A 12,053-nucleotide genomic window follows, 5' to 3' on the forward strand; every position below is an offset into this window, starting at 1 on the left:
TAAAATCAGATGCTTCTTTTAGCAGGTAAATTTTAAGGCGATAAAAGAAGCATCTAATCAATACAATAACCTGAACCTGATGGTGTGCTCAATCTGTTTCAATTCTGTTAAAACCTGCTGGCCGTAACCGGCGTTTACATCTGTGATCACGTAGCCGATTTGGGCGTTGGTCACCAAAAATTCGCCTACGATATTAATCTGATGGCGGGCAAAAACGTCGTTGATTTTGGCCAGGATGCCGGGCACGTTTTTGTGGATATGGATCAACCGGTGTGCATTGTTGATGCGTGGCGGCTGCAGATCGGGGAAGTTGGTGCTGGTATGCGTTTTGCCTTCGTTCATAAAATCCATCACGCGTTTCGGGATAAAATCAATGTTGTGCGGGTTGTGCTTTACGTCATCAAATATAATAATGCCTTTTCCGCAGGCAAATTCGGCTGTTTTGCGGTTTATTTTTCCAAAACAACCAATTACTTTTAAGCGTCCGGCGTTTTCCATTTGCGCTTCGGTTGGCTGGGTTTCTTCATCGCAAAACAAAATCCCGGCTTCTTCCAGATACTTTTTTTCGATTTTTGGCCGGATGCGGATGTTGTAACCTTCTTTGGCCAGTTGCACCACGGCTTCATCGGCCACATCGCCGGTAACCAAACATTTGATGCGGTTTTTGGGGTAAGAAATGGCACGCGGAAACTTGTTGATGTACAAAAACTCGTCAAAACTCGGCGTTACGTAATCTGCTTTTTCGATGATGGTTTTGCGTTCGATGTTCTCCGTATAAGCAAAAAACTTTTTGATCAGGCCGTATTCTTTCAGCTGGAAATCAGAATGGCCGTCGCCGATACCAAAAATTTCGCCCTGTAAATTTAGTCCGCGCAGCAGTTTTACTTTGCCGCCTTCCTGCGAAAGCGGGTTGGTTTGATCGTAACCTGTGATGTTTCCCTGCTCATCAAACACAAAAGTATTGGCATAAATATTTTCTGTTTTGATGTAATATTTAGAAACCACGGGAATGATAAATTCTTTAAAACCACCGGAAACGATCAAAACTTCATCGCTGTGTTCTTTAAAAAACTGGCGGTTGCGGGAAAAAGAGGCCGACACTTTTTTGCGCAGATGTTTCACTAATAAATCCAGATGACCGCGGTTGGCCTGCAGCAATTTTACGCGCTGTGATAAACTTTCGGTGAACGACAGGCGGCCTTCCATGGCGGCGTTGGTTAAATCTTCAATCTGTTTATAAACTTTTTCGCGTTCGGGATGATTTTTTAAAGAAATGCGCACCAGTTCGTCCAATGCTTCAACTTGGGTGAATGTGCTGTCAAAATCTATGATAAAGTATTGGGGCATGAGTTTGGGAGGTTTGAGCAATCAGCTTTCGGCAATGAACTATGAACTATTAACACTGAGCCATCAACCAAATGCTTCTTTTAGCACTATAAAACTGGTGTCGGTTTTTTGTTTTCATCGATGGCAACAAAAGTAAATTCGCCATGGATGGCGCGATAGCGTTCTTCGGCATATAGCTGCTCTACATAAATTTCCACCATTACTTTAAGGCTGGTGCGGCCGATATAAATGATGCGGCCAACCAGTTCAATAATCGTCCCGGCCGGGATGGGCACTGTAAAATTGATCTTATCTGAAGAAACCGTGACCAGTTTTTTGCGGCAGAACCGCGTGGCAGCCATAAACGCAACTTCGTCCATCAGCGCCATCGCCGTGCCGCCAAAAAGCGTATCGTAATGGTTGGTAGTGTTGGGGAATACGGTTTTGAAAACGCGTGTTACCGAGTTTTCGATGCGTTCTTCTATGGTCATCTGCAAAAGTAGCTTTTATGTTGAAAAATTTGTAAAGATGCACTTGGCAGAATTTGCATCGGTAAAAACAGTATCATGTTTATCAACCACTTGAATTTCATTAAAATAATCATGGTGCTTCTTTTAGCACCAAGAAATTAGTGTTTGCGGCTTGCCCCTTTATCTAAGCAAACAATGCCGGGCCATTTTTTTAGGTGCTAAAAGAAGCATCATAAGTTTAATAAAATATGGACAGGTGCCTGTAAAAAAAGTGTTTATTATTATAAATATTATTAAATAAACTGTGGTTTAAGGGCCGGGTTAAATTTCTAACGATCAATTTACAATGCTTCTTTTATATCCATAAATTTTGCTTTTGTATTTGTTGCAGATTGAAAAATCCCTAAAAACCACCAAAAGTTAGGTGATAAAAGAAGCATATAAAAACTTTAAAACGGAATTTGAACACGCCCAAAATATATATGATTTTCAAAAAAATGCTTATTTATAGTATTTGATAAATCAATATAATCACTATTTTTAACATTTTAAAAACCTGAATAATATTTAATTTGCAGCAGATTTTTTACGTAACCTAAAAATGACTTTTTTAATATTTTTTCCCGGCTTAGGTTTTAAATTTGATTTAATAAGCTGTTAATGTTTGAAAGAACGCCGGTTGCCCCGCCAAAAATAGTCCCGTTAACAAAAAGTGATCTTAAAAGGCCGCTTTGGTCTGTAATGATCCCGGTTTTTAACTGTATCGGTTTTTTAGCCCAAACTCTGCATTGTGTACTTATACAGGATCCTGGAGAAAAACTGATGCAGATTGAAGTAATTGACGATTTTAGCACGGATGGCAACGTACAGGCACTGGTTGAGCAGATTGGGCAAGGCCGTATAAAATATTTCCGGCAAGAAACAAATGTAGGCAGCTTGCGCAATTTTGAAACCTGTATCAATCGTTCTTGCGGTGCGCGCGTACACCTTTTGCATGGCGATGATTTGGTGTTGCCGGGTTTTTATCAGGAAATCGACCGGTTATTTAATCAAAACCCCGAAGCTGGTGCTGCTTTTACCAGCAATAGTTTGATCGATGCAAAAAATGCGGTGTTTTATAAGCGGGAAAGTATTCTCCGGTTTCCCGGTATTGTAAAAGATTTTTTAATTAAAAGTGCACAATGGCCCAAATTAGAACCCGCGGCAATTGTGGTCAAAAGAAGTGTTTATGAAAATTTAGGAGGTTTTTATGCCGTACATTATGGTGAAGACTGGGAAATGTGGACCAGGATTGCAGCCAATTATCCGGTTGCCTACTCGCCGAAGCACCTGGCCGCTTACCGGGTTTTAAGGGAAGGAAACATCACGCAGCAATCGTATTTAAACGGACAAAATGTGCGTGATATGATTAAAGTGATCGATATCATCCAAAACTATTTGCCGGCAGATAAACGTAAAAAAATTAAAGCAGCAGCCTTAAAATATTATGCTGTTCATTGTGCAAAAACCGCAATCAAACTGCAGCCAACACAAAAAGCAGCAGCTGTTTTGCAGGCAAAAGCAGCATGGGTATTAGATAAAAATTTTAAATCAGTTTGTTTTTTAGGTATTTTTTGGATGAAGCATACTTTCAAAACCATAATCTCAGCACTTGCAAAATTTAAAACTGCATCAGCATGGTAAATAATAAATTGGTTTTTGATCGGATACCCGCTTCTCCACCCAAAATTCAGCCGCTTGAAAATAGCTCCCGAAGGCCATTATGGTCGGTAATGATATCGGCTTATAACTGCATTGCGTATCTGGAAAGAGCTATCCGGAGTGTGCTTGTTCAGGATCCGGGCGCAGCTGATATGCAGATTGAAGTGGTGGATGATTGCAGTACAGATGGTGATTTGGCTGCATTGGTGCAGCAGGTTGGGCAGGGGCGGGTCGGTTATTACAGGCAGGAAATAAACTGTGGCAGCTTGCGGAATTTTGAAACCTGCATCAACCGTTCCAAAGGGATATACGTGCATATTTTGCATGGTGATGATTTGGTAAAACCAGGTTATTATCAGGAAATAAAAATGTTGTTTGATACTTATCCGCAAGCCGGTGCTTCTTTTACCAACAATAATTTTATAAATAAAACGGATGTAAACCTTTTTATCAAAGAAACGCTTGCCCACAAACCACAGATTTTAGAAAACTTTTTGCTTAAAATCGCTAAATGGCAATTACTTGAACCTGCTGCAATTACTGTCAAAAGAAGTGTTTACGAGCATTTAGGGGGATTTTACGCCGTACATTACGGTGAAGACTGGGAAATGTGGACCAGGATAGCAGCCAATTATCCGGTTGCCTACTCGCCAAAATGTTTGGCTTCTTACCGGGTTTTAGATGAGGCTAATATTACTCAAAAATCGTATTTAACCAGCCAGAATGTACGGGACATGAGCAAGGTGATCGATATCATCCAGACTTATCTTCCTCCAAATCAAAGAAAAAAACTGAAACAGACCGCACTGAAACGGTATTCAGTTTATTTTGCACAGGTTGCCAACACCTTATATCCTGCCCAAAAAGCCGCAGCATTTATGCAGGCAAAAGAAGCATGGCACATGCATAAAAATGTAAAAGCCTTATATTATATAGTTAAATTATATTTTAAAAAGTTTATTGGTTATAAAGGTAAATTATAAAACATTTTGGATACAGTTATTAAAGTTGAAAACATTTCAAAAGTTTACCGTTTGGGTGAGGTTGGAACCGGGACCATATCACGCGATCTGGAACGATGGCTTGCAAAAGTACGGGGCAAAGAAGACCCGTTTTTAACTGTAGGGGAAATAAACGATAGGACAAAAAAAGGGGGCAGCGATGTAGTTTGGAGTTTAAAAGATGTAAGTTTTGAGATAAAACATGGTGAAGCAGTTGGGATTATCGGTGGTAACGGTGCCGGAAAAAGCACGCTTTTAAAACTATTGAGCCGGGTTACAGGCCCAACTTCGGGCACCATAAAAGTTAAAGGCAAAATTGCAAGCCTGCTTGAAGTAGGTACAGGTTTTAACCCGGAACTCACCGGCAGGGAAAACATCTATTTAAACGGTGCGATCCTTGGTATGCGTAAAAAAGACATCACCAGGCATTTTGACGAAATTGTAGATTTTTCGGGTGTAGAACGTTATATAGATACTCCGGTAAAACGCTATTCATCAGGCATGTACGTGCGTTTGGCATTTGCTGTTGCGGCACATTTAGAAACAGACATCATGATCATTGACGAAGTCTTGGCCGTAGGCGATGCCGAGTTCCAAAAAAAATGTATGGGCAAAATGAGCCAGGTATCATCCGAGCAGGGCCGCACGATTTTATTTGTCAGCCATAATATCAACGCTATCAGAAACCTTTGCTCTAAAGCGATCTGGCTGGATAAAGGCAGGGTGTATGCAAACGGAAATGTAAACACGGTAGCCAATCAATACATGGGCGCCATCCAGCAAAAAGCACCGAAGCAAAAATTTTATACGATAAAAGAAGCACCGGGGAATGATTTGATCAAAGTCTTTTCTGTAGAACTGATATCTGATTTACCTGATCCGTCTGCCGCTATTGATATCCGTACGCCTGTTACGGTAAAGTTCAGCTTTTACAGTTTTAGCGACCAGGTTAATTTATCAACCGATCTGATGCTTTACACTTTATTGGGCGAATGTATCTTTAGCGTCCCGTCTCAGCCCGTTTTATTTAATAAAGGAATGATAGAAGGGGAATGTACAATCCCCGGAAATTTGCTTAACGATGGCTCTTATTTTATAACCATTCTTTTTGTAAAAGATACCTCTGTTTATTTATACAAGCATGAGGCCTGCGTTTTTTTTGATGTGGCAGATTACCGCGAAAATGAAAACAGGTATGATAAATGGCCGGGTTTTGTGCGGCCTGCTTTGCCTGTATTGTTAAAACCGTCTGACACAAAGATGGAGCTTTAAAAACATCATTTTTATATCAGCATAAATTATTAAAAAAACGTTTTGCAAAGGATACCATCTACCCCGCCAGAAATCGCGCCGCTCGGCAAATCGGATGAACGCCCTTTTTGGTCTGTGATGATCCCTGCCTACAATTGTTCTGTTTTTTTGCCCGATGCGATACAAAGTGTGTTAAGTCAGGACCCGGGCGAAGCCATGATGCAGATAGAGGTTGTGGACGATTGCAGCACGGACGCCGATGTAGGGGCATTGGTAAAAAGGCTTGGAAAAGGAAGGGTTTCATATTACAGGCAGGAAAAGAATATGGGCAGCCTGCGTAATTTTGAAACTTGTATCAACCGCGCCCAGGGCTATCACATTCATTTATTGCATGGGGATGATCGTGTAAAGCCGGGATATTATCAACATATCCAATCACTTTTTAAAAAGTATCCCGAAGCCGGTGCTGCGTTTTGCGCCTGGAATAATATAGATGAAGAAAATAATATTTTGCGGCGTTCTGCCATTGAAGTCGGAAAGCCGGATATTTTGGTTAATTGGTTGCCAAAATTAGCGGAACACACCAGGATTCAATACGTTGCCATTGTTGTAAAGCGGGAAGTTTACGAGAAGTTAGGCAGCTTTTACGGTGTTACCTACGGCGAAGATTGGGAAATGTGGGCACGTGTGGCCAGGGATTATCCGATAGCTTACACGCCGGAAATTCTTGCCGAATACCGCGAACATAAAAGTTCAATTTCGAGCAACAGTTTTCTTACGGGCAAAAATATTCAGGATATTTCTAAAGTAATCCACACCATTAGTGGGTATCTGCCGCAAAAAGACCAAAAAAAAATCAATCGGCTGGCGCATAAAAACTTTGTTCACTGGTCATTTCAATATACAAAGTATTTATGGAAACAAACCCGGAATGCACGGCTTGCTTATAATCAGGTAAAAGAAATGCTCAGGGTTTACATCGATTTAAGGCTGTTGATATTGCTGTTCATGTTCGGATTGATGGTTTTGGCAGATTTTATTTTTAAATTGTTAAAAAAGTTATACTACAGGATGCGGCTCGTTTGAACCTGTTTTTTTAAAAGGGATTACATGCTTCTTTTATCCGGTTAAAATTAGTGGTTATACTTAGTATTTTTGAAAAGGGCAAAAGTTCACTGTTTTTTGTACAATAAAAGAAGCATGAAAATATTGAAAGTAAGGTTGATGGCCTGTTTAAATTTTATCAAATGGCTTTCATGCTTCTTTTATCACCTAAAATTTGGTGGTTTGCCGATAGTATTAATTACCAAAACAAAATTTACAGGCATAAAAGAAGCATATAAACATCCGGATGAGATTAAAAAAAACGCTTAACTAAAAATTAAACAATAGCAGTTTTGCAAAGGATACCCGCCACCCCGCCAGAAATCGCGCCGCTCGGCAGCTTGGATGAACGTCCGTTTTGGTCTGTGATGATCCCGGCCTACAACTGTTCTGTTTTTTTGCCCGATGCGATTGAAAGTGTGCTGGCGCAAGACCCGGGCGAAGCCATGATGCAGATAGAAGTTGTGGATGACTGCAGCATGGACGAAGATGTGGAGGCATTGGTAAAAAGGCTTGGAAAAGGAAGGGTTTTATATTACAGGCAGGAAAAAAACGTGGGCAGCCTGCGTAATTTTGAAACTTGTATCAACCGAGCTAAGGGTTATCACATCCACTTACTGCATGGCGACGACCGCGTAAAATCGGGCTTTTACAGCAGTTTGAAAAGGTTGTTTGACAATTTCCCCGATGCCGGAGCTGCTTACTGCGCCTGGAATTATATTGATGATCAGGGAAATATTTTGCGGCCATCAAGGATAGAAGCAGAGGCAGAATGTGTTATAGATAATTGCTTATCATTACTGGCCGAGCAACAACTGCTTCAATACGTTTGTATTGCTGTTAAGCGGGAAGTTTATGAAAAGTTAGGCAGCTTTTATGGTGTTACTTATGGCGAAGATTGGATTATGTGGGCAAGGATTGCAAAAGAATATCCGATAGCTTACTTACCTAAAATACTTGCCGAGTATCGGGAGCACGAAAGCTCTATCTCGAACACCAGTTTTATTTCTGGTAAAAATATACGAGACATCAGCAAAGTTTTCAGTATAATCAACAGCTATCTCCCAAAAGAAAAACAAAAAAAAGCAAGTTTGGCAGCCAGAAAAACATACTGTTACTGGGCGTTAGGTGTAACATGTGATATTTGGCACACCACCAGAAACAAGGAGATTGTTTACAACCAGTTAAGAGAAATCGTTAAGCTGTACAAGGATCCGAAAGTCCTTAAGATAACGGCCGGTTTGCTCTTTTTAATGCAGGTGGAACCTTTTTCCAAATACCTGAAGCGTATTATAAATTTCAATCCTAAAAATGAACAAAACAATACCGGCCAAAATTGAGCATGTACAGCTTGAGGGTTTGGCTTTTAAGCCAGCACAAAAAGGTTATTATTATTTAGTGTTCTGGTGGTATAATATCCCGTTGGGGGATTTATATATTGAATTTGACGGGCAGGAAACCGACGATAGTAAACTGAACAAAGCCATTATTAATGCTATTGCGCCTGCAATTGATTTTTATATTTCAAAATACAAATCTCAAGGAAAAGATAATTACCAAAAGGAATTTACACAAGGTAATTTCGATGGTTTTAAAAAAACCATGGGCGAAATTTTTTCTGCCTGTCTGCCGGTTGATATTCCGCGTAAAGTGGACGTTTCTGTTGTTATTTGCACCAGAAACAGAAGCCGTGATTTAAAATTGTGTATAGAGAGCCTGCTTAAGCAAACCTGTCTTCCGATAGAAATTATTGTGGTTGATAACGCACCGACAGACGACAGTACAAAACTTGTTGCACAACAACACCCGGAAGTTACGTATTACCTGGAAGAACGGCCCGGACTCGATATTGCGCGCAACACGGGGGCTTTAAAGGCTAAATATCACATAATTGCTTATACAGATGACGATGTTCAGGTACATCCTTTATGGACATACCGGGTTTGGGAAACGTTTTTAAAAGAAGATGTTCATGCCATGACAGGTTTGGTGCTTGCTTCATCACTTGATACGGAAAGTCAGCAAATTTTTGAAAAGCATTGGGCCTTTAACAAAGGTTATATTTATAAAATATATGATAATTATTTTATAAAGTCAAATTTAAAAGTTGGGCCAAAAGTTTGGGACATTGGTGCTGGCGCAAACATGGCTTTCAGAAAAGCTGTATTGGCAAAAGTAAACTGGTTTGATGAAAGGTTGGATGTTGGGGCGGCCGGTTGCAGCGGCGACTCTGAAATTTGGTTCAGGGTTTTAGAAAATAACTTTAACATCCAGTATAACCCTCAGGCTGTCGTTTACCACGAACACCGTAATGAATTGAGCAAACTGCATAAACAGCTTTTTAATTATATGCGTGGTTTTGCTGCTGCCGCTTTGATCCAACATGATCAAAATAAGCACGCAGGCTACCGCAAACATTTGTTTTACACACTTCCGCGATACTATTTCTTTTCCATGGTCCGCGGTTTTCCGTTTTACAAATTCAATCACCAAACTGTTTTTAGTGAGGTACATGGTTTACTTTCGGGTATAAAATTTTATTATCAGAACAAAAAAAAACCACCTTTCCGCTCTGGTATTAGTTAAAATTAAGCAATGGAACAACCGCTTGTTTCTGTAATTATACCATGCTATAATCAGGGTATTTATCTTGAAAAAGCCATCGAAAGTGTTTTTTCACAATCTTACCTGCATTTTGAAATTATTGTTGTGGATGACGGTTCGGCTGACCAGACAAAAGAAGTTGTACAAAAATATAGTTCCGTAAAATACATTTATCAAACCAATCAAGGGGTTTCTGCTGCCCGAAACAATGGCATCAAAAACAGTAACGGAAAATTGCTGGTATTTCTGGATGCTGACGACTGGCTTTTGCCGGATGCTTTTTTTATCAATATAAATTACTTGGCACAAAATCCTGACGCTGTTTTTGTATCTGGTGCGCATGAATTGTATTATCAGCCCGAAAACAAAAACTGGCTGATCCGGAAAGAAGTGAAAGAAAATCATTATTGCCGGTTGCTGGAAGGAAATTACATAGGTATGCCTGCCGTGGCAATGTACCAAAGATGGGTTTTTGATGAATTTCAGTTTGATACCAACTTGGATTATTGCGAAGATTATGATTTATGCCTGCAAATTGCACGCAAATATCCGGTTATCCATCATACCGAGTTGATTGCGATTTATAATTTTCGTGAAGACAGCGTTTCTTCAAACATTTTAAAAATGCTAAAATATGCTTTATTGGTATTGAACAAACAAAAAAGCTTTATTTTAAATAACCGGGAAGAAGCATGTTTGCAGCACGGTTTAAGCAATTGGAAAACTTATTATTCTGAAAAAATTTATAACCGTTTGCATTTTCAGTTGTACGGGCCAGAATTGCAGGTTGACCAACAAGAGCTTGAAGCTTTGAAGGAAAATTCCCCGGAGTTGTACGCTAAATTTATTACTGAAAACGGTTTCAACGATGATGCAAACTTGGCGGTATAAACAAGTGGTTTGAGTGTTTTTTAAATTTCTGTTCCTGCCGAAACTTCATTGAAAAACGCTTCACATGCTTCTTTTATCACCCTAAATTTGGTCTTTTATATAGATTTTTCAGTAAAATTTATGGCATAAAAGAAGCATGGTAAACTTGCCGACAAAGCTTTAAACAGGCTCTTGTTTTCGGAAATGTTGGATGCTAATTTTCGCAAATTTCCCAGATCGATTGCTTCACCGGTTTAAACTCAAAACCGATTGCCGCTTTTATCTTTCGGTTATCGTAATCCTGCACGCGGCTGGCCGCTTGTGCCGAAATTTTATCAACGCCCATTTTTTTGCCGGTAAAAACAGTACCGGTTGCCGATGCGCGCCAGGCAATTTCCAGCATCCAGGGTTTGGCTTCGGTTTGCGGCGGTTTTAGGTTAAAGTTTTTGGCAATTTCTGCAAAGAGGTTTTTATAGTTCCAGTTTTCAGCATTCAAAATAAAGCGTTCGTTGCTGATACCGCTTTCCATCAGCAAAATCATTGTTTTGGCCACATCTTCAACGTCCACCAAACCGCAACTGCCGGAAGTATAAAATTTTAAACCGTTGCGCACCGTTTCAAAAATCTGTCCGGTGCCTTCTTTGCCCGCATTTTTACCGATGATTAAGGATGGGTTAACAATCACGGCATCCAAACCTTCGGCCATGCCGCGCCAAACTTCCATCTCACTTTCGTATTTTGAAATGGCGTAGGCATTGTCTTTCGGCGTTTCTTCCAGGTGGTGGTTTTCGTTGATCAGCTCGCCGGGTTTTCCTTCGCCAATGGCCGCAATGGAACTTACATGGAGCAAACGGATGCCATTCTCCGTACAAAGATTGACCAAGTTTGCCGTGCCTTCCACATTATTTTGGATCAGTTTTTTTTTGAGCGACGGATCAAACGAAACCAAAGCCGCGCAATGATAAACCTGCGTAACGCCCGGCAATGCTTCTTTTAAGGCATTAATTTCGAGCAAATCAGCCTCAACCCAAACAATTTTATGCTGAAAAGGAAGCAGCATTTCCGGGATTTTGGAAGATGCGCGTTTGGTGCAATGGATGCTGTTTTTACCACCTAAAATTAGTTGCCGGCAAACTTCGGAACCGAGAAAACCTGTTGCACCTGTTACTAAAATCATAAAAAATTTAATATCTCCATGCTGAATTTACACAATCGGCACAGCGGTAAAATTAACGTTAAATCAAATCAATGCTGATTTAAAAAGGCTGATTTAACTGATGATTATGTTAAAATAAAAATTTATGCCCGGGAAATAATCAAACAACGTTGCTAAGTAATTGGTTTTCTGTTTTATAACCCTTAAACATGAAAACGATCTTAAAATCAGCAGCTTTATTGATGTTCTTTTTTGCGGCAGCCTTATCGGTAAATGCACAAACTATTGTCCGTAAAAAACCGGTTGCGCCGCAAACAACTGCTGTGCGGCCACCGGCACCATCGCCAAAACATACCTGGGTAAGTGATGAATGGAAGCACGACCCGAAAGGTTACGTTTGGAAAGGCGGCCACTGGGAAACGCCGCCCAAAGACAAGGCTTTTTATGTTAAAGGCCATTGGCGCCACGTGCCAAAAGGTTATGTATGGATGCCGGGCCACTGGAAATAATCCGATGCTGTTTTTACCGGGTAAAAAACTTGCTGCCAAAGCCCAAACCTAAAAATCGGTT

At 40.3% G+C, this 12,053-nt stretch carries 12 protein-coding genes; 9 read left to right on the forward strand and 3 right to left on the reverse strand.

What is annotated here, in order from left to right; all coding sequences use genetic code 11:
- Positions 1–57: 57 nt before the first annotated feature.
- Together ACOFKR_RS02660 and ACOFKR_RS02665 are read right to left on the reverse strand one after the other, a co-directional pair.
- Positions 58–1,347: an HAD-IB family phosphatase gene (locus ACOFKR_RS02660; RefSeq protein WP_419802487.1), complete on the reverse strand. Its 1,290-nt coding sequence runs from the start codon at positions 1,345–1,347 to the stop codon at positions 58–60.
- 86 nt (positions 1,348–1,433) lie between these two features.
- Positions 1,434–1,817 carry an acyl-CoA thioesterase gene (locus ACOFKR_RS02665; protein WP_419802488.1) on the reverse strand — a complete coding sequence of 128 codons (384 nt, stop codon included), beginning with the start codon at positions 1,815–1,817 and terminating at the stop codon, positions 1,434–1,436.
- A gap of 639 nt (positions 1,818–2,456) precedes the next feature.
- Here ACOFKR_RS02665 and ACOFKR_RS02670 point away from each other — a divergent pair.
- From ACOFKR_RS02670 to ACOFKR_RS02705, 8 genes are all read left to right on the forward strand, one after another.
- The gene (locus ACOFKR_RS02670) at positions 2,457–3,479 is read left to right on the forward strand and encodes a glycosyltransferase family 2 protein (RefSeq protein ID WP_419802489.1); all 1,023 of its coding nucleotides are present in this window, start codon (positions 2,457–2,459) and stop codon (positions 3,477–3,479) included.
- Positions 3,473–4,480 (forward strand): glycosyltransferase family 2 protein, encoded by a 1,008-nt coding sequence (locus ACOFKR_RS02675; protein WP_419802490.1) that lies wholly within the window; start codon positions 3,473–3,475, stop codon positions 4,478–4,480. Before ACOFKR_RS02670 ends, ACOFKR_RS02675 begins: the two co-directional genes overlap by 7 nt.
- A 6-nt stretch (positions 4,481–4,486) precedes the next feature.
- Positions 4,487–5,770, forward strand: a complete 1,284-nt coding sequence (locus tag ACOFKR_RS02680; protein ID WP_419802491.1) for an ABC transporter ATP-binding protein — start codon at positions 4,487–4,489, stop codon at positions 5,768–5,770.
- A 42-nt stretch (positions 5,771–5,812) separates the two neighbouring features.
- Positions 5,813–6,835: a glycosyltransferase family 2 protein gene (locus ACOFKR_RS02685; RefSeq protein WP_419802492.1), complete on the forward strand. Its 1,023-nt coding sequence runs from the start codon at positions 5,813–5,815 to the stop codon at positions 6,833–6,835.
- A gap of 114 nt (positions 6,836–6,949) precedes the next feature.
- Complete coding sequence (locus ACOFKR_RS02690) at positions 6,950–7,123, forward strand: hypothetical protein (RefSeq protein WP_419802493.1); 174 nt, start codon at positions 6,950–6,952, stop codon at positions 7,121–7,123.
- 23 nt (positions 7,124–7,146) lie between these two features.
- Entirely contained in the window at positions 7,147–8,193 is a 1,047-nt protein-coding gene (locus tag ACOFKR_RS02695) for a glycosyltransferase family 2 protein (protein WP_419802494.1), read from the forward strand.
- Positions 8,165–9,439, forward strand: coding sequence for a glycosyltransferase family 2 protein (locus tag ACOFKR_RS02700; RefSeq protein ID WP_419802495.1), 1,275 nt, complete (start codon positions 8,165–8,167; stop codon positions 9,437–9,439). Before ACOFKR_RS02695 ends, ACOFKR_RS02700 begins: the two co-directional genes overlap by 29 nt.
- Positions 9,440–9,448: 9 nt before the next feature.
- Positions 9,449–10,348: a glycosyltransferase family 2 protein gene (locus ACOFKR_RS02705; RefSeq protein ID WP_419802496.1), complete on the forward strand. Its 900-nt coding sequence runs from the start codon at positions 9,449–9,451 to the stop codon at positions 10,346–10,348.
- 193 nt (positions 10,349–10,541) lie between these two features.
- Here ACOFKR_RS02705 and ACOFKR_RS02710 read toward each other — a convergent pair whose 3' ends face one another.
- The gene (locus ACOFKR_RS02710) at positions 10,542–11,504 is read right to left on the reverse strand and encodes an NAD-dependent epimerase/dehydratase family protein (protein WP_419802497.1); all 963 of its coding nucleotides are present in this window, start codon (positions 11,502–11,504) and stop codon (positions 10,542–10,544) included.
- Positions 11,505–11,692: 188 nt separating this feature from the next.
- Here ACOFKR_RS02710 and ACOFKR_RS02715 point away from each other — a divergent pair, with 188 nt between their 5' ends.
- Positions 11,693–11,992, forward strand: coding sequence for a hypothetical protein (locus ACOFKR_RS02715; protein WP_419802498.1), 300 nt, complete (start codon positions 11,693–11,695; stop codon positions 11,990–11,992).
- Positions 11,993–12,053: the final 61 nt, after the last annotated feature.

The organism is Mucilaginibacter sp., assembly GCF_965201005.1.
Classification (GTDB): domain Bacteria; phylum Bacteroidota; class Bacteroidia; order Sphingobacteriales; family Sphingobacteriaceae; genus Mucilaginibacter_A.